The 21,312-nt window shown below is 63.1% G+C and carries 23 protein-coding genes and 1 pseudogene; 16 read left to right on the top strand and 8 right to left on the bottom strand.

Features of this window, described 5'->3' with window-relative positions; genetic code table 11:
* Position 1: 1 nt before the first annotated feature.
* Positions 2-988 (top strand): Bug family tripartite tricarboxylate transporter substrate binding protein, encoded by a 987-nt coding sequence (locus DW352_RS13525; protein ID WP_162826947.1) that lies wholly within the window; start codon positions 2-4, stop codon positions 986-988.
* 204 nt (positions 989-1,192) lie between these two features.
* Here DW352_RS13525 and DW352_RS13520 read toward each other — a convergent pair whose 3' ends face one another.
* The 4 genes from DW352_RS13520 to carA form a co-directional block, all read right to left on the bottom strand.
* Entirely contained in the window at positions 1,193-1,888 is a 696-nt protein-coding gene (locus DW352_RS13520) for a class I SAM-dependent methyltransferase (protein WP_115691817.1), read from the bottom strand.
* Positions 1,885-2,403, bottom strand: coding sequence for a hypothetical protein (locus DW352_RS13515; RefSeq protein ID WP_115691816.1), 519 nt, complete (start codon positions 2,401-2,403; stop codon positions 1,885-1,887). Before DW352_RS13515 ends, DW352_RS13520 begins: the two co-directional genes overlap by 4 nt.
* A gap of 6 nt (positions 2,404-2,409) precedes the next feature.
* Positions 2,410-3,048 (bottom strand): HAD hydrolase-like protein, encoded by a 639-nt coding sequence (locus DW352_RS13510; RefSeq protein WP_115694410.1) that lies wholly within the window; start codon positions 3,046-3,048, stop codon positions 2,410-2,412.
* 86 nt (positions 3,049-3,134) lie between these two features.
* Positions 3,135-4,337 (bottom strand): glutamine-hydrolyzing carbamoyl-phosphate synthase small subunit, encoded by a 1,203-nt coding sequence (carA, locus tag DW352_RS13505; protein ID WP_115691815.1) that lies wholly within the window; start codon positions 4,335-4,337, stop codon positions 3,135-3,137.
* A 107-nt stretch (positions 4,338-4,444) separates the two neighbouring features.
* Between carA and DW352_RS13500 the strand changes: the two genes are divergently transcribed.
* The 6 genes from DW352_RS13500 to DW352_RS13475 all read left to right on the top strand — a co-directional run bounded on the left by DW352_RS13500 (position 4,445) and on the right by DW352_RS13475 (position 9,344).
* Positions 4,445-5,569: a cupin domain-containing protein gene (locus tag DW352_RS13500; RefSeq protein ID WP_115694409.1), complete on the top strand. Its 1,125-nt coding sequence runs from the start codon at positions 4,445-4,447 to the stop codon at positions 5,567-5,569.
* A gap of 6 nt (positions 5,570-5,575) precedes the next feature.
* Positions 5,576-5,908 carry a YnfA family protein gene (locus DW352_RS13495; RefSeq protein ID WP_115691814.1) on the top strand — a complete coding sequence of 111 codons (333 nt, stop codon included), beginning with the start codon at positions 5,576-5,578 and terminating at the stop codon, positions 5,906-5,908.
* A gap of 8 nt (positions 5,909-5,916) precedes the next feature.
* Positions 5,917-6,369, top strand: a complete 453-nt coding sequence (locus DW352_RS13490; RefSeq protein WP_115691813.1) for a GatB/YqeY domain-containing protein — start codon at positions 5,917-5,919, stop codon at positions 6,367-6,369.
* Positions 6,370-6,585: 216 nt separating this feature from the next.
* Positions 6,586-7,287, top strand: coding sequence for a 2OG-Fe(II) oxygenase (locus DW352_RS13485; RefSeq protein WP_245434474.1), 702 nt, complete (start codon positions 6,586-6,588; stop codon positions 7,285-7,287).
* A gap of 107 nt (positions 7,288-7,394) precedes the next feature.
* Complete coding sequence (locus DW352_RS13480) at positions 7,395-8,363, top strand: Bug family tripartite tricarboxylate transporter substrate binding protein (RefSeq protein ID WP_115691811.1); 969 nt, start codon at positions 7,395-7,397, stop codon at positions 8,361-8,363.
* Positions 8,364-9,344 (top strand): MBL fold metallo-hydrolase, encoded by a 981-nt coding sequence (locus tag DW352_RS13475; protein WP_115691810.1) that lies wholly within the window; start codon positions 8,364-8,366, stop codon positions 9,342-9,344. It abuts the gene before it with no gap.
* A 50-nt stretch (positions 9,345-9,394) separates the two neighbouring features.
* On the opposite strand, the gene DW352_RS13470 is transcribed toward DW352_RS13475, so the two are convergent.
* Together DW352_RS13470 and DW352_RS13465 are read right to left on the bottom strand one after the other, a co-directional pair.
* Positions 9,395-9,751, bottom strand: a complete 357-nt coding sequence (locus tag DW352_RS13470) for a BrnA antitoxin family protein (RefSeq protein WP_245434108.1) — start codon at positions 9,749-9,751, stop codon at positions 9,395-9,397.
* Between the two features lie 4 nt (positions 9,752-9,755).
* The gene (locus DW352_RS13465; protein ID WP_115691808.1) at positions 9,756-10,022 is read right to left on the bottom strand and encodes a BrnT family toxin; all 267 of its coding nucleotides are present in this window, start codon (positions 10,020-10,022) and stop codon (positions 9,756-9,758) included.
* Between the two features lie 293 nt (positions 10,023-10,315).
* On the opposite strand from DW352_RS13465, the gene dnaG reads away from it, so the two are divergent.
* From dnaG to DW352_RS13430, 7 genes are all read left to right on the top strand, one after another.
* Entirely contained in the window at positions 10,316-12,307 is a 1,992-nt protein-coding gene (dnaG, locus tag DW352_RS13460; RefSeq protein ID WP_115691807.1) for a DNA primase, read from the top strand.
* 260 nt (positions 12,308-12,567) lie between these two features.
* Complete coding sequence (gene rpoD, locus DW352_RS13455; protein WP_115691806.1) at positions 12,568-14,694, top strand: RNA polymerase sigma factor RpoD; 2,127 nt, start codon at positions 12,568-12,570, stop codon at positions 14,692-14,694.
* Between the two features lie 199 nt (positions 14,695-14,893).
* The gene (locus DW352_RS13450; protein WP_115691805.1) at positions 14,894-15,457 is read left to right on the top strand and encodes a type 1 glutamine amidotransferase domain-containing protein; all 564 of its coding nucleotides are present in this window, start codon (positions 14,894-14,896) and stop codon (positions 15,455-15,457) included.
* A gap of 236 nt (positions 15,458-15,693) precedes the next feature.
* A complete protein-coding gene (locus DW352_RS13445; RefSeq protein ID WP_115694408.1) occupies positions 15,694-15,960 on the top strand; it encodes a DUF4160 domain-containing protein in 267 nt (88 codons plus the stop codon).
* Complete coding sequence (locus DW352_RS13440; protein ID WP_115691804.1) at positions 15,950-16,219, top strand: DUF2442 domain-containing protein; 270 nt, start codon at positions 15,950-15,952, stop codon at positions 16,217-16,219. The genes DW352_RS13445 and DW352_RS13440 overlap by 11 nt, the downstream gene beginning before the upstream one ends.
* A 346-nt stretch (positions 16,220-16,565) precedes the next feature.
* Complete coding sequence (locus DW352_RS26800) at positions 16,566-17,150, top strand: hypothetical protein (protein ID WP_162826946.1); 585 nt, start codon at positions 16,566-16,568, stop codon at positions 17,148-17,150.
* A complete protein-coding gene (locus DW352_RS13430; protein ID WP_115691802.1) occupies positions 17,147-18,613 on the top strand; it encodes a reverse transcriptase domain-containing protein in 1,467 nt (488 codons plus the stop codon). Before DW352_RS26800 ends, DW352_RS13430 begins: the two co-directional genes overlap by 4 nt.
* 42 nt (positions 18,614-18,655) lie before the next feature.
* On the opposite strand, the pseudogene DW352_RS13425 reads toward DW352_RS13430, so the two are convergent.
* A pseudogene (locus DW352_RS13425) lies at positions 18,656-18,970 on the bottom strand (peptide-methionine (S)-S-oxide reductase); the annotation flags it as partial.
* Positions 18,971-19,079: 109 nt separating this feature from the next.
* Between DW352_RS13425 and DW352_RS13420 the strand changes: the two are divergent.
* Positions 19,080-19,466 (top strand): avidin/streptavidin family protein, encoded by a 387-nt coding sequence (locus DW352_RS13420; RefSeq protein ID WP_115691800.1) that lies wholly within the window; start codon positions 19,080-19,082, stop codon positions 19,464-19,466.
* Positions 19,467-19,549: 83 nt separating this feature from the next.
* On the opposite strand, the gene msrA is transcribed toward DW352_RS13420, so the two are convergent.
* A complete protein-coding gene (gene msrA / locus DW352_RS13415) occupies positions 19,550-20,248 on the bottom strand; it encodes a peptide-methionine (S)-S-oxide reductase MsrA (RefSeq protein ID WP_115691799.1) in 699 nt (232 codons plus the stop codon).
* A 255-nt stretch (positions 20,249-20,503) separates the two neighbouring features.
* On the opposite strand from msrA, the gene DW352_RS13410 reads away from it, so the two are divergent.
* Complete coding sequence (locus tag DW352_RS13410) at positions 20,504-21,307, top strand: lytic murein transglycosylase (RefSeq protein WP_115691798.1); 804 nt, start codon at positions 20,504-20,506, stop codon at positions 21,305-21,307.
* The last annotated feature ends 5 nt before the right edge of the window (positions 21,308-21,312 follow it).

The following is a 21,312-nucleotide window of genomic DNA, read 5'->3' as shown; positions in this document are numbered from 1 at the left end:
AATGCCGGGAAGTCGAATCGCGAAAGCGGCCGTTCATGTCGCATTTTGCACCCTGATCATGCTCTCGGCCGCGCGGGCCGAGGACCCAAGTGCCTATCCTTCGCATCCGGTGCGCCTGCTCGCGGCTTCCGCGCCAGGCGGCAATCCGGATGTGCTCGCGCGCCTGCTCGGCAACCGTCTCAGTGAGACGTTGGGCAGCGCCTTCGTCGTCGAGAACGTGCCTGGCGCCGGCGGCGTGCTGGCCGCCAAACAGGTCGCGGCCGCAAAGCCCGACGGCTACATGCTGATGCTCAACGATTCCGGCGGTGTCGCCATCAACATCGCCATGAACGCCGATGCCAACTACGCGATCAAGGACTTCACGCCGATCACCGCGTTGGCGACGCTGCCGACCGTTCTGGTCGTGAAGCCTTCCGTTCCGGCGCATTCGCTCGACGAGTTCGTCAAGCTCGTCAAGTCGAAGCCGGGCAAGATGAGCTTCGGCTCGGCCGGTGCCGGCTCGATCCACCAGCTCACCATGGTCATCTTCGCGCAACGCGCGGGCATCGAGATGCTGCACGTGCCGTATCGTGGCGGCACCGGGCTGGTGAATGCGCTGTTGACCGGCGAGATCGACGCCGGCTGGTCGGGCATTCCCAACGTCCTGTCGCTCATCCGCGACGGCAAAGTGCGAGCACTGTGCATCAGCGTTCTCAAGCGCGATGAGACGCTGCCGGAGGTGCCGACCTGCGACGAACTCGGCTACAAGGGGTTCGACGTCGCGACCATGCTGGGCCTGCAAGGTCCGGCCGGCATGCCGCCGGCGATCGTCGCGCGCCTGCAGCAGGCGACGGCGAAGATCCTGCGCGAGCCGGAGATGACCAAACGCATGGTCACGCTCGGCATGCAGCTGCAGGAGAACGGCACCGCGCAATACGCGCAGTTCATGAAGGACGATCTCGCCCGCTACACGGCGGTCATCGACACGCTGCACATCGGGAAGAAGTAGGCGCTGAGTCCGAGGCGCGTACTCTACGTTCGTCATCCCGGGCGAGCCAACGGGTCCGCGCGAAGCGCGGCCCGATGACAGGCTCCGCGAGACCCGGGATCCAGTACGCCGCAGCCTATCGATAAACTGCGGAGTACTGGGTCCCCGCTTTCGCGGGGACGACAGGGCCTCTCTTGCGGCGATTCATTCCGTACTAATAAAGTCTCACGCCGGCCGCGCCAGGAACGTCATGCGATGCTGGTTGTGGCCGATATTGTGCGCGGCGCGCTTCGGTTCGAAGCCGGCGGCCTTCAGCTTCGCCAGCGCCTCGGCCTCGGTGTAATGCGACAGGCCGTGCGTCTTTTTCAGCGTGAAGTAGTCCGACACCAGAATGCGGATCAGACCGCCGACCGCGGCCCAGAAGAAGCCGTTCTGCGCGCCGAACTTCAGAAGGGACAGCGCGGCCCACACCGAGGCCATCTGCGGCGGCACGATGTCGCCGAGCACGAAGATGCCGTTCGGCTTCAACAGGCGACGGAAGGTCGCCATCATGGCGTCGAGTTCGTCGCCGGTGAGATACTGCGCAACCGAGTGCAGCACGATCATGTCGACGGAGTGATCGGGCGTCGCCGCCGCCTCGTCCGGGTTCATCACTGACATTTTCGGATTGGACGCGTAGCGCTCTTTCAGCGCGGCGCGCACGTTGGGCGCGGCCTCGACCAAGGTCAGGTGCCCGCTTGCGGTGGCGACCAGATTGGCGGACGTCGCCTCGCCGCAGCCGTAATCCATGACGTTGGCGTCGGGCGAGGGCACCAGCTTGCTGATGTCGGTCGCGATGGTGCGGTAATGAACGTCGCGGTGACGCTCATTCACGTAGATCACGGAATGCTTGAAGTCGTAGAAGCTGATCCAGTCCATCACCGGGTCCAGAGAACGGGCAGGCCGCCTTCCTTGCCGAGCACGGGGTCGCTCGACGGCAGCGCTACGCGCGGGATCGTCTGCAACGCCTTATCACGTTCCGCGGGATTGTCACCGCGACAGAGGTTGTAGGTGCCCTCCGGCGGATAGCCGCCGACGACCAGGAAGTCGTCGGTGGCCGAAAGCCGTTGATGGCCGGTGCCGGCCGGCAGGATGGCGACATCACCCGGCTTGAGGTCGAGGACCTGGCCCTGGTGGCCACCGAGCTGGATGCGGGCATGACCGCGGGCAATGCCGAGCGCCTCGTGAATCATCGAATGATAGTGGACGAAGGGGTAGACGCCGTTCCGCCACATGTCGCGGCCCCAGCCGTTGGCCTTGAACAGCGTCTCGATCTCAGCGGCCGGGTCGGTCGCATCGCGGAGGCCGAGTGCGGCTTCGTAGACGAGCACGGGCAGGGCTGGATTGTTCGGCACCTTGCCGTCGTCTGAGAAGAGAAAGGTGAGCGGTTTTTGCATGCCGCCTCAACGCCTGGGCGCAACGATCGTTTCCACCATCTGGGCGAAGGTGTCGAAGGCAAAGTCGGGCCCCGCCGCCTTCAGGGCCGCGCCATGCGTGTAACCCCAGGTGACGGCGCCGAAGGGGATACCGGCGGCGCGCGCGGCCTCGATGTCCCGCAGTTCGTCGCCGATCGCGATCGCCTCGCGCGCGGTGAAGCCGCTTTTGCGCAGCACCGCCTTGAAACGCTTGGCCTTGCCGTGCAGCGACGACCCGCATTCATAATGTGCGATCAGCGCCGCGGTCTCCGGTCCGAACATGGCGCGGATGTTGGATTCGGAATTGGAGCTGACGATGGCGAGACCGACGCCCGTCTCACTCAGCCGCCGCAGCGCCGCCGGTGTCTCGGCGAACAGTGGAATGCCGTGCAGGTCCTGCGCCTTGCGCTTACGGATGTAGTTGCCGATGAAGGGCAGCTTCCACGCCGACACGCCGAGGATCCGCATCATCTCGCGCGAAGACTTGCCGCGCAGGCTGTCGACTTCGTCCGGCATGACGCGGCGGAAACGGAATTTGTCGGCGGTCTCGTTGATGACGCTGGCGAACCACGGGAAGGAATCCGCCAGCGTGCCGTCGAAATCGAAGATGGCGAGTTTGAAGGGCATGGTCATCCCGCTTAGGCGGGCACTGTGCTTCACTCAGCGGGATCACCGGGTTCCGCGCCTTCGGCGCGTCCCGGCGATGACAGTGTCTAAACCTTCGCCTTCTTCTTCTCGCGCATCAGCTCGACGAAGCGCGTGAACAGGTAATGACTGTCGCGCGGGCCGGGCGAGGCTTCCGGGTGATACTGCACCGAGAACACCGGCTTGTCCTTGAGAGCGATGCCGGCATTGGAGCCGTCGAACAGCGAGAAGTGCGTCTGCTCGACGCTCGCCGGCAGCGTGTCCTTGTCGAGCGCGAAGCCGTGGTTCATCGAGGTGATCTCGACCTTGCCGGTCGTGACGTCCTTCACCGGATGATTGGCGCCGTGATGGCCCTGATGCATCTTCACGGTCTTGCCGCCAAGCGCGATGCCAAGCATCTGATGGCCGAGGCAGATGCCGAAGGTCGGCGTGCCTGAGTTCACCACCTGCTGGATCACCGGCACGGCGTATTTGCCGGTCTCGGCCGGATCGCCCGGGCCGTTCGACAGGAACACGCCATCGGGCTTGAGCGCCATGATGTCGTCGGCCGAGGTCGTCGCCGGCACCACCGTCACCTTGCAGCCGGCCGAGGCGAGCAGGCGCAGGATGTTGCGCTTGATGCCGTAGTCGACGGCGACGACGTGGAATTCCGGGCTCGTTTGCCGGCCATAGCCCTTGTCCCAGGCCCACTCGGTCTCGTCCCAGGTGAAGCGCTGACCGCTGGTCACCTGCGGCACCAGATCCATGCCGACGAGGCCCGGCCACTCGCGCGCTTGCTTCTTCAGCGCCGGCAGGTCGAACTTGCCGGCCGGATCGTGCGCGATCACGGCGTTGGGCATGCCCTTCTCGCGGATCAGCGCGGTGAGCGCGCGCGTGTCGATGCCGGAGAGGCCGATGATGTCGCGGGCCTTCAGCCACTCGTTGAGGTGGCGGGTGGCGCGGTAGTTCGACGGCTGGGTGATGCCGGTGTGGAGGATCGCGCCGCAGGCGCCCGGGCGGGCCGCCATGTTGAGGCTCTCAATGTCCTCTTCGTTGGTGCCGACATTGCCGATGTGCGGGAACGTGAAGGTGATGATCTGACCGGCATAGGAGGGGTCGGTCAGAATCTCCTCGTAGCCGGTCATGGCGGTGTTGAAGCACACCTCGCCGACCGCCGTGCCGGTGGCGCCGAGCCCGAAACCCTCCAGAACGGTTCCATCGGCCAGCACCAACAGGGCCGTGGGTTTGGGCTCCGCCCAACCTGCGGCTGAATTCGTCTGTGTCTGGGTCATGGTCTCTTACTTGCGTATTATAAGGGGAGAGGCAAGGGGCGGCCCGCGCTGGCGCGACAGACCGCTTTGGATAATATCCCTGCCGGAAATAGGTGAAGGAGGCGGCGATGACCAAGCCTGTGAGGGAGAACTACCGGGAGGACGTGGCCGGCCGGGCCAATGTCGAGGAGACCCCGGAGCTTGCCGCCTATTATGACGAGCTCGAGCGCTTCGATACCGCGGCGTTGTGGACCGTCGCCAACAAGATCGAGCCCTGGGAGCCGAAGTCGGCGTCCGTGCCGGTGCTGTGGCGCTATGCCGACCTGCGCGACCACGTGTTGCGCTCGATCGAGCTGGTCGCCCCCGAAAAGGCCGGCCGCCGGGTGATCTACCTCAACAATCCCGGCCGCCGCGACGTCGCCGCCGCCTGCGGTTGGCTCTATTCCGGGCTCCAGGTGATGAAGCCGGGCGAGGTCGCCTCGGCGCATGCCCATTCGGCCTCGGCGCTGCGTTTCATCATGGAAGGCAGCGGCGCCTACACCATCGTCGACGGCCACAAGATGACGCTCGGCGAGAACGATTTCGTGCTGACGCCGAACGGCACCTGGCACGAGCATGGCGTCGAAGCCTCCGGCAGTCCCTGCATCTGGCAGGACGGCCTCGACATCCCCCTGGTCAATTCGCTGGAAGCGAATTTCTACGCCGTGCATCCCGACCTGAAACAGGCGGTGACTTATGCGGTGGACGACGCCTCGCTCACTTGGGGCGCGCCCGGATTGCAGCCGGCCGGTTCGGATTGGAAGAAGGCCTATTCGCCGCTGCTGAAATACGAGTGGGAGCCGACCTACGAGGCGCTGAGCAAATACGCCAAGGCGACCGACGGCTCGCCCTTCGACGGTGTGCTGATGAACTACGTCAATCCGCAGACCGGCGGGCCCGTCATGCAGACCATCGGCGCGGCGATGCAGATGCTGCGGCCCGGCGAGAAGACGCGCGCGCACCGCCACACGGGTTGCTCGATCTATCAAGTGGCCAAGGGCGAAGGCTATTCGATCATCGACGGCCGCCGCTTCGACTGGAAGCGCCACGACATCTTCTGCGTGCCGGCCTGGGCCTTCCACGAACACGGCAACGCCTCGGACACCGACGATGCCTGCCTGTTCAACTTCAACGACCTGCCGGTGATGCAGGCGCTCGGGCTCTACCGCGAGGAAGCCTTCGGTGAGAACGCCGGCCATCAGCCGGTGATGTGAGCGCGCATGAAGTCGGTGCTGGTTTATGCCGGCGCGGCGTTGGCGGAGATCGCCGGCTGCTTCGCCTTCTGGGCGTGGCTGCGGCTCGAGAAGTCGCCGTGGTATCTCGTGCCCGGCGTCGCCAGCCTGATGCTGTTCGCCTATCTCTTGACCCTGGTCGAAAGCGAGGCGGCCGGGCGTGCTTATGCCGCGTATGGCGGCATCTACATTGTCGCGTCGCTCGCTTGGCTTCGCGTCGTGGAAGGAGTAAGGCCGGACCGCTGGGATGTGATCGGCGTGTGCGTCTGTCTGATCGGCGCCGCCATCATTCTCTTCGGCCCCCGTTATGCGACCTCATGAGGTGACCCGTGCTGCGCGACGACATTAACAAAGCCTTGACCGAGGCGATGAAGGCCAAGAACGAGCGCGCGGTCTCGACGCTGCGCATGGTCAACTCGACGCTCAAGAACGCCGACATCGAGGCCCGCACCTCGGGCAAGCCGCTCGATGATGCCGCCGTGCTGTCGATCCTGCAGAAGATGATCAAGCAGCGCCAGGAATCGGTCGAGCTTTACAAGAAGGGCGGCCGCGACGACCTCGTGAAGCAGGAGGAGGAGGAGATCGCCGTCATCTCCGCCTATCTGCCGAAGCAGATGTCGGACGCCGAGATGACCGCGGCGATCGACGCCGCCATCGCCGAGACCGGCGCCGCCGGCATGAAGGACATGGGCAAGGTGATCGGCATCCTGCGCGGCAAATACGCCGGCCAGATGGACTTCGGCAAAGCCTCGGGCCTGGTGAAGGCGAAGCTGGCGGGTTAGCGGCGATCATCGGTATGGTCGACCACCTCGATCCGTCATCCTGAGGTGCGAGCGCAGCGAGCCGCGAAGGATGAACGGCCACAGCTCGCGCTGACGCGGCTCGGCCGTCGCCCTTCGAGGCTCGCCGCTTGCGCGGCTCGCACCTCAGGGTGACGGGTCAACGGCAGAAACCGGGTGGCTGACGCTCAGTCCACGGTCCACATACCGGCCATGGACATGGCCAAGACCCTGCAACAATCCGACTGGTCCCGCGTCGCGGACGATCTTGCCGCGCGCGGCTCTGCCGTCATCGAACGCCTCGTCTCCCCTCAAGAATGCCGTGCGCTCGCCGCGCTCTATCCGGACGACGCGCATTTCCGCAGCCACGTCGTCATGCGCCGGCACGGTTTCGGCGAGGGCGAGTACAAGTATTTCGCTTATCCGCTGCCGCCGCTGATCGCGGGTTTGCGCACCGCGCTTTATGCCAAGCTCGCGCCCATCGCCAATGACTGGAACGCGCGCATGGGCATCGCCACGCGTTATCCCGAAAGGCACGCCGATTTCCTCACGCGCTGCCACGACGCCGGCCAGAGGCGGCCGACGCCGTTGCTGCTGCAATACCAGGCCGGCGACTACAACTGTCTGCATCAGGATCTCTACGGCGAGCTTGCGTTCCCACTACAGGCGACGCTGCTGCTGTCGGCGCCCGGCGAGGACTTCGCCGGCGGCGAATTCGTCATCACCGAGCAGCGCCCGCGCATGCAGTCGCGCGCCGACGTCGTGCCGCTGGCGCAAGGCGACGTGGTGATCTTCGCCGTGCATCACCGGCCGGTCGCGGGTACGCGCGGCACTTACCGCGTGAACCTCCGGCACGGCGTGAGCCGCCTGCGCGCGGGTCAGCGGCACACGCTCGGCATCATCTTTCACGATGCTAAATGAGACACGGTCAGTCATGAGGGCGCAGACGAATTGAAAGTTCTTGGCTAGACTCATCCGGGGAGCGGCCCCGCGTCACAATCAAAAACGGCCGCCCGGGAGAATACGCCATGAGGCTTCGCCTTGCCTTCGCGCCGTGGCTTGCCGCGGCTTTGCTGTCGATCGCCACCGTCGCCCACGCCGACGATTATCCGAACCGCCCGATCCGCGTCATCACCACGTCGAGCGCGGGGGGCATCAGCGACATCTTCATGCGCGCGCTCGGCGAAGAGCTGCACAAGTCGCTCGGCCAGCCGCTTATCGTCGAGAACAGGCCGGGCGGCGCCGGCAATATCGGCGCGCGCGCCTGTACCGAAGCGCCGCCGGACGGCTACACGATCTGCATCATCAATGCCGACAACGCCGCCTATAACCAGTATCTGTTCAAGAACCTTCCCTACGATCCGGAGAACCTCAAGCCGATCGTCAACCTGTTTCACTTGATTCAGGTGCTGGTGGTGAACAGCGATCTCGGCGTGAAGAGCGTCGATGAGCTCGTGGCGCTGTCCAAGAAGAAGCCGGGCACGCTCAATTATCTCACCGCCTCGCTGCCGCTCGTCGTCTATATGGAGAGCTTGAAGCGCGACAAAGGCGCCGATTGGGTGCGCGTCCCGTTCAAAGGCGGCGGCGAAGCCGTCAATGCGATCCTCTCCGGCACGACGCCGATCGGTCTTATCGGGCTGGGCAACGTCAGTTCGCAAATCACCGCCGGCAAGATGACGGCGCTCGTGCTCACCAACAATATCCGCACGCCGCAATTGCCGAACGTGCCGATCTTCACCGATATCGGCTATAACGGCCCGCCGTCGGAAACCTGGTACGGGCTGTTCGCGCCTCCCGGCACGCCGAAGGAGATCATCGACAAGCTCAACCGCGAGATTACAAAGGTCGTCGCCAACAAGGAATTCCAGGAGCGGCACATTCTCGTGCGCGGCCTGGTGCCGGCGGTTGGCACGCCTGAGAAGTTCGCCGCGGAGATCAAGGCCGTGCGCGCGGTGGCGGGGCAGGTGGTCAAGGACTCGGGCATGGAGCCGCAGTGAATGGTCGGACTGGTCGCCGTCGATCGTCTCGAAATTCAAGTTCTCGTCGATAATACGACCGATGGTTTGTCGAGCACGCCGCCGAACGTGGAGAACGAGTTCGCGTTCGCCACGCGGCGCGGCCTGCGCGCCTCGTCGGGGCGCTGTCTGTGTTGCGCCGTGCACGGCTTCTCGGCGTTGCTGACCGCGGTGCGCGGAAATAGTCGGCACACGGTACTGTTCGACAGCGGCCCCGAGGACTTCGCCTTCGAGCGTAATTGCTCGCGGCTCGGCGCCGATCTCGGAGAGGTCGAGGCGATCGTGCTCTCGCACGGCCACTGGGATCATTCGGGCGCGATGTTCGCGGCTCTCGGCGCCATCCGCGCGCGCAACGGCGCGCGGACCGTGCCGTACTATGCGCATCCCGGCATGTTCCGCTCGCGGGCGATGCGGCTGCCGAATGGCGGGCTGCGCTACATGGACGATGTGCCGGGCATTGCCGATCTCACCGCGCAGGGCGCCGATGTCGTCGTGACGACGGAGCCGCAGACCTTCCTCGATGGCATGTTTCACGTCAGCGGCGAGATCCCGCGCGTCACGGCGTTCGAGCGCGGCCTGCCGGGTCAGGTGCGCCAGACCGAGGACGGCTCAGGTTGGGAGCCGGACGAGTTGTTGATGGACGAGCGCTGGCTGGCGGTGAACGTCGCGGGCAAAGGGCTCGTCGTGCTCAGCGCCTGCTCGCACGCCGGCATCGTCAATGTGCTGACGCATGCCCGCGACTGTTTCGCCGGGACGCCGTTGCATGCGGTGATGGGCGGGCTGCATTTGTCGGGCGCCAACGAGGCGATCATTCCGCAGACCGTCGCCGCGATGGGCGGCTTCGGTCTGTCGCAGATCGCGGCTGGTCATTGCACCGGCTGGCGCGCGCTCACCGCGCTGGCCTCGGCGTTCGGCGACAAGGTGCTCGCGCCGTCGGCAGTCGGCAAGCGCTATACGTTCTAGGCGGCGGGCAAGCCTTCGGAGGCGAAGCCGGCTTCAGCGCGCGCGTCAACCTACGCCCGTTTTTTCGTCTTGCCCTTCTTCTGCTCCATGTAGGAGCGGAGCACGGCGTTTATGCGCCGCTGATAGCCGGCGCCTTCGTTCTTGAAATAATCGAGCACGTCTTCGTCGACGCGGATGGAGATGGCTTTCTTCTTGGGCGGCACGACGAGGACGGCTTCGGACCAATTCCAGTCATCACTCCAGTCGGGGTCGTCTTTGATCGACGCTTCGATCTCCGCATCGGTCATATGTCGAAGTCGTTCCCAATCCGTGAGGCTTTTCCGACGTTCGAGCTGACCATCCGCATGCTCTACAATGTGGGTACCGTCGGGAAGCGACGCGATCAACGTGACGATGTCCTCTTTCATTTTCTTAGCGACCATAAAGCTCTCGCTCGATCCGTCGGGTCGTTCGCGCGGAGATGATACGGACATTGTCGCCGCGCTCGGTAAAGATCACCGCGATTATCTTTGCGCCTACCGTTCCGATCGCCACGAATCGTTCTTCGCCGGTGTGGCGTTGCGATCGATAAATCAGATGCGCTGGGTCGTTAAACACCAGCGCCGCATCGGCAAAGTCGATACCGTGCTTTTGGACATTGGCGGTGCGCTTCGTCTCGTCCCATTCGAACGACGTCATGACGATCGCTGTCCCTCGCCCACCGTAGGCTAAAGGGAGCCCGCCTCAATTTCCACTCGTTATGTATATACAAATGTATTGTATATTTCAAGGCCGCCTCGATTGTGTAGGGAAACCGAGGCTGTCTGACCCTGTGCATAACTAGGAAAACGCCGGAAACGGGGCCCCGTGGGGGCCATTTGGCAATGCCCGCGGCAAACGCACCGCTCGCGGACCTATGATCGGCGTACCGATTCGCAGAATCGCCGCAAAGCCGCTAACGATCAGCCATCCCAGCGTCCGAACCATAACTCATGCGCTTTTCGCCCCAGTTCCTCGATGAGCTGCGTGCCCGCATCCCCGTCTCGGAGGTGGTCGGCCGGCGCGTGAAGCTCACGCGCGCGGGGCGCGAGATGAAGGGCCTGTCGCCCTTCAACAAGGAAAAGAGCCCGTCCTTCTTCGTGAACGATGCGAAGATGATGTGGTTCGACTTCTCGTCGGGCAAGAACGGCAACATCTTCGATTTCATCATGGCCACCGAAGGGGTGAGCTTCCCCGAAGCGGTCGAGCGCATGGCGCAACTCGCCGGCGTGCCCCTGCCCAAAGTCTCCCGGGAGGACGAGCAGCGCGAGGCGCACCGCAAGTCGTTGCACGAGGTCATGGAACTGGCGGCCAAGTTCTTCCAGGACACGCTCGCCGCGCGCGCGGGCGCCAAGGCGCGCGGTTATCTCGCCGATCGTGGAATCGACGCCGCGACCCAGCACAAATTCAGGCTCGGCTACGCGCCGAGCGAGCGTTTCGCGCTCAAGGAATATCTCGGCGGCCAGGGCATTCCGGTGCCGGACATGGTGGAAGCGGGGTTGCTGATTGCCGGCGACGACATCCCGGTGCCCTATGATCGCTTCCGCGACCGCGTGATGTTCCCGATCACCGACATGCGCGGACGGATCATCGCTTTCGGCGGACGCGCGCTGGAAAAGGACGTCCCGGCGAAATATCTCAACTCGCCCGAGACGCCGCTCTTCCATAAGGGTTCGAACCTCTACAACGGCGCCGCCGCGCGCCAGGCCGTGCATGACGGCGCCGCCGTCGTCGTGGTCGAAGGTTATGTCGACGTGATCGCGATGGTGACGGCCGGTTTCGGCGGCGCCGTGGCGCCGCTCGGCACGGCGCTCACCGAGGATCAACTCGGTCTGCTCTGGAAGATGGCCGACGAGCCGGTGCTTTGCTTCGACGGCGACAAGGCCGGCGTGCGCGCCGCCTATCGCGCCGTCGACATCGCCATGCCGCGGCTCAAGCCCGGCAAGAGCCTGCGCTTTGCATTGCTGCCGGAAGGGCAGGATCCCGACGATCTGCTCCGCTCGGCCGGTCCCGAAGCGTTGAAGGACGTTGTCGCCGCGGCCAAGCCACTCGCGGCGATGCTGTGGGCGCGCGAGACCGAAGGGCACCAGTTCGACACGCCGGAACGGCGCGCGGCGCTGGAAGCGCGCATCAATGGGCTTACCGAGGCGATCGCCGACGAGAGCGTGCGCAAATACTACCGCCAGGATTTCGCCGAGCGTCTCGCGCAGTTCTTCGCGCCGGCCTCCGGCGCGGGGTCGGCGCGGGGGCCCTGGCGCGGACAAGGGCAGGGGCGAGGGCAGGGCCAGGGCAATTGGCGCGGGGGCCAGCGGCCGGGCGGCGCCTGGCCGCCTTTGTCAGGCAGCGGTTTCCCGCGGCCGGGGGCGTCGGGCCGGGCGGCTCCATACGTCGTCGTGAGCCAGCAACTCGCATTGAGCCCGCTGCACCGTGGTCATCGCACATCGGTGCCGCGGCGCGAGGCGCTGATTCTCCAGTCGGCGCTCAATCATCCGTGGTTGCTGCACGACCACTTGGAGGAACTGGCCTCGCTCGAATTCCGGCATCCCGATGCCGAGCGGCTGAAAAACGCGCTGATCGATATCGCGGCCCATGCTGCCGCGCTCGATGCGGAGGGCCTGAAGGAGGAACTGGCGCGGCGCGACCTCGACAGCTTGATCGAGCGGGTGGCAGCCGCGATCACCACGGCGTCGGTCTGGGGCACCCGGCCAAACGCCGCGCCAAACGACGTTTTGGTGACGTGGCAGCAGCTTGTTGCCTTGCATCGTCAGTGGCATTCACTAACTAAGGAGCTCAAGGACGCCGAGCAGGCGCTCGGACAGGAGTCCAGTGAGGCCAACTACCTCCGGTTGCGCGACGTGAAGGACCGGCTCGCCCAGATGGACGGGACGGAGGCCTTGATCGAGGGCTTTGGAGCCTCTTCCGGTCGGGGCGCGCGTACTTTATAGGGCCGTAGCGCAGAGTCCCGCCGGGACGGGCCCTGCGTCGGACAAGGAAGAGAAGAAGAGGGCCGGCGAAGGGATTTAGGTCGACTTCCCCGGACCGCGGCAGGGTTAAGGGGAGCTTAAGCGGGCTCCACGAGACTGACGACCTGATTCGAGGGGCGGTGCCTTTTCATCGAGGCCCGGCCCTTTTTGACCATCCGCAGCGCGCCGGCCGCCGTTGCGGCGTGTGTGCGGGGCCAGAACGGTCCTAAGAGAGGGTAAAGATGGCGAGCAAGGTCAAGGCAGCGCAGGCGAAAGAAGAGACCCCGGAGAAGGACGCCGAGGGCGCGACCGACTCTCCGTTGCCGTTGCTCGATCTAACCGACGCCGGTGTCAAGAAGATGATCAAGGCCGCGAAAAAGCGCGGCTATGTCACCCATGAGCAGATCAACGCGGTGCTGCCGTCGGAGGAAGTGACCTCCGACCAGATCGAAGACGTGTTCGCGATGATCTCCGAGATGGGCATCAACGTCATCGAGAACGACGACAGCGCCGACGAGGACGCCGAGGACAAGGCCGACGACGGCGACGATGACGAAGAGGATTCGGGCACCGATCTGGTCGAGGCCAAGTCGAAGTCGCTCGCCGTCACCGAGAAGAAAGAGCCGTCCGAGCGCACCGACGATCCGGTGCGCATGTATCTGCGCGAGATGGGCTCGGTCGAGCTGCTGTCGCGCGAGGGCGAAATCGCCATCGCCAAGCGCATCGAGGCCGGCCGCGAAGCGATGATCGCGGGCCTGTGCGAGAGCCCGCTGACCTTCCAGGCGATCATCATCTGGCGCGACGAGCTCAACGAAGGCAAAGTCTTCCTCCGCGACATCATCGATCTCGAGGCCACTTATGCCGGCCCCGACGCCAAGCTGCAGCAGCCGGCCCCCGTCGGTCCCGACGGCAAGCCGCTGAACGGCGGCGCCCCGGTGCCGGGCGCGCCGCATCTGTCGGTCGTGCAGACGCCGGCGCCGCCATCGGCGCCCGCGGCCGCGACGCCGTTCAAGGCCGGCGGCGACGACGAGGAGAAGGATCCGGGCGAAGCCGCGGCCGAGTCCGACTTCGACGAAGACGACATGGAGGGTTCGCTCTCGCTCGCCGCGATCGAAGCCGAGCTCAAGCCGAAGGTGGTCGAGACCTTCGACAACATCGCCGACCAGTTCAAGAAGCTGCGCCGCCTGCAGGAGCAGGACATCGAGAACCGGCTGAAGGCGTCGACCGGCGCCTCGCTGTCGCCGACGCAGGAGCGCAAGTACCGCAAGCTCAAGGAAGAGATCATCGGCCACGTGAAGTCGCTGCGCCTCAACCAGGCGCGCATCGACTCGCTGGTCGAGCAGCTCTACGACATCAACAAGCGCCTCGTGACCAACGAAGGCCGGCTGATGCGCCTCGGCGAGAGCTACGGCGTGGCGCGCGAGGACTTCCTGCGCAACTACATGGGCTCGGAGCTCGATCCGCGCTGGCTCAACCGCGTCTCGAAGCTGTCGGCCAAGGGCTGGAAGAACTTCGTCGCGCAGGAGAAGGACCGGATCAAGGACATCCGCCAGCTCGTGCACGACCTCGCGGCGCAGACCGGCGTCGAGATCGCCGAGTTCCGCAAGATCGTGCAGATGGTGCAGAAGGGCGAGCGCGAAGCGCGCCAGGCCAAGAAGGAAATGGTGGAGGCGAACCTGCGCCTCGTCATCTCCATCGCCAAGAAATACACCAACCGCGGCCTGCAGTTCCTCGACCTCATCCAGGAAGGCAACATCGGCCTGATGAAGGCGGTCGACAAGTTCGAGTACCGCCGCGGCTACAAGTTCTCGACCTACGCCACCTGGTGGATCCGGCAGGCGATCACCCGCTCGATCGCCGACCAGGCGCGCACCATCCGCATCCCGGTGCACATGATCGAGACGATCAACAAGATCGTGCGCACGTCGCGCCAGATGCTCAACGAGATCGGCCGCGAGCCGACGCCGGAAGAGCTCGCCGAGAAGCTCGGCATGCCGCTGGAGAAGGTGCGCAAGGTTCTCAAGATCGCCAAGGAGCCGCTCTCGCTCGAAACGCCGATCGGTGACGAGGAGGACTCGCACCTCGGCGATTTCATCGAGGACAAGAACGCGATCCTGCCGATCGACGCGGCGATCCAGTCGAACCTGCGCGAGACGACGACGCGCGTGCTCGCCTCGCTCACGCCGCGCGAAGAGCGCGTGCTGCGCATGCGCTTCGGCATCGGCATGAACACCGACCATACGCTGGAAGAAGTCGGCCAGCAGTTCTCGGTGACGCGCGAACGCATCCGTCAGATCGAGGCGAAGGCGCTGCGCAAGCTCAAGCACCCGTCGCGGTCGCGCAAGCTGCGCTCGTTCCTCGATAACTGAGCTGCTTCGTTCGTCCCCGCGAAAGCGGGGACCCAGCGCTGGATTCCCGCTTTCGCGGGAATGAGCGGGTGGGTGAGCGGATGACCTCAATCAAAACGGCGGGCCCCAGCGCCCGCCGTTTGCGTTTGCCCGCCACGAAACCTCCGCGCGTCTTGTCCGTTGTCCTGGCGACAACCCCGAACACGAAGGAGAGACCGCCATGGCAGGCCCGCTCGACGGCAAGCGCATTCTCATTCTCGCCACCAACGGCTTCGAGCAATCGGAACTCGAAGTGCCGCGCGACCGGCTGAAAGCCGCGGGCGCGCAGGTCGACATCGTCTCGCCCGAGCAGGGCGAGATCAAAGGCTGGGACATGAAGGACTGGGGCCGCAAGGTGAAGGTCGACAAGCCGCTCGGCGACGCGCGCGCGAGCGACTACGACGCGATCGTGCTGCCCGGCGGGCAGATCAATCCCGATCTCCTGCGCGTCAACAAGGACGCGCTCGCGCTCATCAAGGCCTTCTACGACGCCGGCAAGACGGTGGCCGCGGTGTGCCACGCGCCCTGGCTGCTGGTCGAAACCGGCATCGCCAAGGGCAAGAAGATGACCTCCTACCACTCGATCAAGACCGACGTGATGAACGCCGGCGCGACGTGGGAGGACAAGGAGGTCGTCACCGACAACGGCGTTATCACCTCGCGCAACCCCGGCGACCTCGAGGCCTTCTCAAAGAAGATCATCGAGGAGGTGAAGGAAGGTAAGCACCAGCGCAAGGCTGCGTAGGCTTCTTCACCTTCACCTTGCTCCGGTCATCCCCGCGAAAGCGGGGATCCAGTACTTACGGAATCAAAACGGCGGGCAAAGGCCCGCCGTTCGTTATTACGATAACGCACCTATGGTCCCCGCCTGCGCGGGGACGACAGTCGAAGACGAAACGGCGGGAGTTGCTCCCGCCGCTTTTCATTTTGTGTGCCGCGCGCCCGACTTTCTTCATTTTGCAACTTATGATAGTGAAGGCCATGCCTACGATTGCATGGTTCTACGGCATCGCGATCCGCATGTACTTCAAGGATCACCCGCCGCCGCATTTCGAGGCGACGTACGGCGAGCACGAAGCCAACATCGCGATCGCGACCGGCGAGGTTATCGACGGGCGTCTGCCGCGGACGGCGGCGCGCCTCGTCAAGCAATGGACCTTGGCGCACCAATCCGAGCTGCACTCCAATTGGGAGCGCGCTCGTGCTAATATCCCACTCGAACGGATCGCGGGTCTCGATGCTGACTAAGATCACACGTCTCGAAAAGCTCGGCGGCTTTCGCCTGCGCCTTCGCTTCAGCGACGGCAGCGAGGGCGTGCACGACTTCGCGCCCATGGTCGCGGAGCCCGGTCCGGTGATGGAGCCGTTGCGCGACGAACAGTACTTCGCGCGCGTCTTTCTCGAGTTCGGCGCACCGACATGGCCGAACGGTTTCGACATTGCGCCGGAATGGCTGCGCCGCGAAATGGCCGCCGCCGGCGAACTGAGCCAAGTCGCGGCGGAGTAGGGCCTCGCTCCGCCCTCATCCTGAGGAGCCCGCCGAAGCACGCGCGGAGGCGGGCGTCTCGAAGAATGGGGCGGCCACGGCGCTGGCGCCTTGCTCCGGTCATCGCCGCGCAAGCGGGGATCCAGTACTCACGGAATCAAAACGGCGGGAGTCACTCCCGCCGTTCTCTTTTCGGCCTTCCCCATTCTCATCCCTGAGAACGTATCGGGCTCGGAGCGGCCGTGCTGCCCCCGTTCACGCCGGCACCCTAAAGTTACCAAACGTAGGTTGTGGGAAACCGTTGGGAACGCTCGTCAAGTGGAGAGGGGGCAGTAAGTTACGAGATATTTCTATCGTGATTCGGGCGATGAAACTCGTCGATACTCTAACTTCCTATAGAAAGGAGTTTGTTGACGCGGCGAGTGAGTCGCCTTTCATCGTTTTTTTATGTGGTCCTTCATTAACGAGTGAAGAGCCGTCAGCTCTCCTCAGAAGGCGATTAAAAGAACTCTTAGAGCGTGAAAACTTTGAGGTCGTTCTTGGAGAAGACGATGGTCTAGACAATGAGGAAATTCACCACATCGGCATTAACTCGCAAGACAACGAACTTGAGTTTATTCAATCGCGCTGCGGTGCAGTGGTTATTATCGCGTCAAGCGCAGGTTCGTTCTGTGAATTAGCTCTTTTTAGCTGGCATTTCGTGCATGACGATGGCCTCATCGACAATACGAAAACCGATTGCATCGTCCTCATTGAAGAAAAGTACAAAAGTCATCGAAGCTATTTGAACTCGGGGCCTGCGGCCGCGGTCGATGCATTTGGAAAAGTGGAGTTTGTGAACTTTAGCGCTTATGACCCCGCGAGCCTCCTTCAAAGACTTAAAAGCAGACGAGGAATTCTTACAGTAGATAACAAGCGAGGGCGTCCGAGGGTTGGGCGGAAGCCAAGATGAAGAAAGTTCTCAATGCAAAAATGGCCTTGTTGGCCCTCGGTGTTTTGCAGCCAGCTTCTGCTCGTGAAGTTCGTGCTTTCCTCAAGTTTGTATTTCCCGAAAGTGGCACACTTCCTGACGTTGAAGAGTTCGAACAATTTCTTCGGGAGCAGGAGTCTGTCAATCGAGTGGTCGAAGTTGAGCGCCGTACGATGGCTTACTATTCGCTAACATTGTTGGGCTCACTTTACCTGCCGCCAGATATAAGGAAGAAGCGGGATAAATTTAGAGCATATTTGCTACGGGATGCTCGCCGAGGTAGATTTATCGAGTCGCGTGAGCTCGGTACGGAATTGGCTGGTGTTTCACCAGCTTCGGATACCAGCACTATCGTAAAAGGACGCGCGGCCAATAACCTTGGCCGTTCGTCCTTCGGACGCCGCTTCGCTAACGGCCAAGCTTATTGGCCGCGCATTCAAGGGCAGTTCATTACTCGAACTGGTCCAACCCGGCGCTCACGCGACACTTTTCCTAATCTATTGTCTTTCCAAGATTTGGACCAAGCCAAAAGAGCGAACGGCAACGTTTTTTGTTTCGATTACTCGGGCATCGGCCTTTGCCTAGGTTTATCTCCTCAACTGGTTTGGAATATTTCGCGCCGTCAGAGTTCGCATTATCGGGCTTTTCCTGTTGCAAAAAAGGGTGGAGGGACGCGCTTAATTGAAAGTCCACGTGTCTTCTTGAAAGTAATTCAGTGGTTTTTGAACGATTTCGTTCTTCACCGCCTTCCGGTCCATGATGCCGTACATTCCTTCCGTTTCGGTCGCTCGATTGCGACAAATGCTGAGTGTCACAAAAGAAGTATGTTCGTGGGCAATGTCGATATCGAGAACTTTTTTGGGACTATCACTGAGGGTGCGATAATCTCATTGCTAACGAGAAATAACTTTGCGCCGCTTGAGGCGATGGCGATTGCCAAGCTTTGCCCCAATTGGGGGGCTCTTCCGCAAGGTGCGCCTACCAGTCCGATTATCTCCAATGCTCTTCTGTACGACGTCGATAAAAAGATGAGTGCTGTTTGTGAGGCGAGGGGACTCGCTTACACGCGATATGCAGATGACATCTCTATTAGTGGTCCGCGAAGGAGGGACATTGCTGATGCAATCCGTATCTTCGAAGCAGCCATTTCTGATTTCGGTTTGAAGATAAATCAGGAAAAGACACGGATTGCTCATCGAAGTGGGCAGCAAAGAGTCACTGGAGTTGTTGTTAACGAGTTTGCCCAACCAAGTCGCGCGTTTCGGAAGCTGGTGCGAGCAAAATTTCACGCCGCTTCGGTGAGCCCCGACAAGGGAGTTCGTATGATTCCGGAACTGGGTGGCATCTTAGGTTATCTGAAGATATTTCCGTCGATGCAGCAGAGGAGGGAAATTGCGTCGTATGGGGCGATTATTAAGTTTCTAAAGTCGCAAAGAACTGAGTGACCAGACTTAACGTAATTGTCCTGTACTACGTCGGCTCACCGCTCACTCCCCCATCTTCTCCCCCACCAACACCGGCTTCTCCCGCCACTCCGCCGCGAACACCTTCTTCAAGTTCGCCACCTTCGGCGCGTCGTTGATGGCGATGTAGGGCTGATAGGGGTGCAAGGTCGCGTAGTCCTGGTGATAGGCCTCGGCCGGGAAGAATGACGCCTTCATCGTCTCGGCCTTGGTGACGATCGGCCGCTTGAACACCTTCGCGGCGTTGAGCTGCGCGATGTAGTCCTTGGCGATCTTCGCCTGGGCCTCGTCCTGCGGGAAAATCTCCGAGCGATATTGCGGGCCTTCGTCGGGCCCTTGCGCCATTTAGCGCGCCCAGCTTGTCCACGTTACGTGTATTGTAAAGAAAGACAATTTATTGTTGAATTGAAGCCGCGTGCTAGTTCGCGTGCAGAAGCAGGGGGGAGTGATGGGTATCGCTAGGGACATGAAGGCCGCGGCCAATCCGAACTTCAACGGCAAATGGAAAAACGAACTCGACTCCGTCATGGAGCTGACCGTCAACGGTTCATCGGTCTCGGGCACCTACACGAGCGCGGTGAGCTCAAACGGCACACCGACGCCGCCGCATCCGTTGATCGGCAATGTCGATAATGAACTCATCTCGTTCATCGTCAATTGGACCGATTACGCGTCAATCACGGCCTGGGTCGGCCAAATGGTCGTCGATGCTGCCGGCAAAGAGCAAATCTTCACGCTGTGGCAGATGACGACGACCACGAACGACCCGGAGAGTCCCAAAGAGCTTTGGCAAGCGATTCATGCCGGCTCCGATACGTTCGAGCGCGTGCGTTGACTTGACGGTGTGCGCCGCGGTCGATCGTTCGCGGCGCTTGGCGCAAGGCTTGCGGCTCTGGCTTGTGCCCAGTCTCGAGCCCGTCACTCCCCCATCTTCTCTCCCACCAACACCGGCTTCTCCCGCCATTCCGCCGCGAACACCTTCTTCAAGTTCGCCACCTTCGGCGCGTCGTTGATGGCGATGTAGGGCTGATAGGGGTGCAGGGTCGCGTAGTCCTGGTGATAGGCCTCGGCCGGGAAGAATGACGCCTTCATCGTCTCGGTCTTGGTGACGATCGGCCGCTTGAACACCTTCGCGGCGTTGAGCTGCGCGATGTAGTCCCTGGCGATCTTCGCCTGCGCCTCGTTCTGCGGGAAAATCTCCGAGCGATATTGCGGGCCTTCGTCGGGCCCTTGCGCGTTGAGCTGCGTCGGGTCGTGCGCGACCGAGAAGTAGATCTGCAAAATCTTGCCGTAGGAAATCTGTTTCGGGTCGTAGGTCACCTTCACGCTCTCGGCGTGGCCGGTGCGGCCGGAGCCGACGGTCTGGTAATAGGCATCCTTCTGCGCGCCGCCGGCATAGCCGGACACGGCGCTGGTGACGCCTTTGACGTGCTGATAGACGGCCTGCACGCCCCAGAAGCAGCCGCCGGCCAGCACGGCGGTTTGCAGCCCGGCATCTTTGCCGTCGCTCGGCGCGGCCGCCTGCGGTGGCGGGATGACGACGGCGGTTTCCGCCTGCGCGCAATAGGGGAAGGCGGCGAGCGCGAGGGCGACGATGAAAGCAGGGCGTTTGAGCATGGTGCGGTTCCTCCGAAGGAGCGTGTCGCGGACTATCGAGGCTTATTCGGCGCGGGGCCACACACGGTTACACACGAGTGTGTGAGCTTCTCCATTCGTCCCCGCGAAAGCGGGGACCCAGCGCTGGATTCCCGCTTTCGCGGGAATGAGCGGCGTGGGGCGGAGGCCGCGTCCCTCCGCCGCCGGGCGGGGGAGAGGACAAGTCCCGTTCCGCCCGCTACAAGGGCGCCGGGGAACGACAACGCAGGAACCGGCATGCTCACCCGACTGACCGCCTTATTCGTCGCGCTTTTCGCCTTTGCCGCGCCGGCTTACGCCGCCCAATGCGGCGGCAACTTCCAGACCTTCCTCGGCCAGATCGCGCGCGAGGCGCAGGGCGCCGGCGTGTCCCAGGGCGTCATCAACCAGGCCTTCGCCGGCCTCTCGCCCGATCCGGAGGTGCTCGCCTTCGACAAGCGCCAGCGTTACACCTTCCGCAAATCCTTCGAGGACTATGCGCGCACGCGCGTCATCCCGGCCCGCGTCAAGCGCGCCAAGGCGCTGATGCAGCGGCATGCGCAGTTGCTCTCGCGCATCGAGCGCCAGTTCGGCGTGCCGCGCGAAATCCTGATGGCGGTGTGGACGCTCGAAACCGACAATGGCGGCGGCGACATGGGCAAGCGCCCGGTGGTGCGCACGCTGGCGACGCTCGCGCATGACTGCCGCCGCACCGAGCTGTTCCAGGGCGAGCTCATCGCCGCGTTGCAGATCCTGCAGCGGGGCGATCTGCCGCTGTCGGATTTGAAGGGCGCCTTCGCCGGCGAGATCGGGCAGACGCAGTTTTTGCCGTCGTCCTACATCAAGTACGGCGTCGACTATGACGGCAACGGCCATGTCGACCTGCGCCACTCGGTGCCGGACGTGCTCGCCTCCACCGCCAATCTGTTGAAGACGAACGGCTGGCGCGCCGGGGCGCCCTACACCGAGGGCACCGAGAACTTCCAGGTCATGCGCGAGTGGAACAGGTCGGAGATCTACCGCAAGACCATCGTGCTGTTCGCGCAGCAGCTGCAGGAGTAGCGGCG

The sequence above is a fragment of the Pseudolabrys taiwanensis genome (genome assembly GCF_003367395.1).
GTDB lineage: Bacteria > Pseudomonadota > Alphaproteobacteria > Rhizobiales > Xanthobacteraceae > Pseudolabrys > Pseudolabrys taiwanensis.
This window is presented reverse-complemented; position numbering and strand designations above follow the sequence as displayed.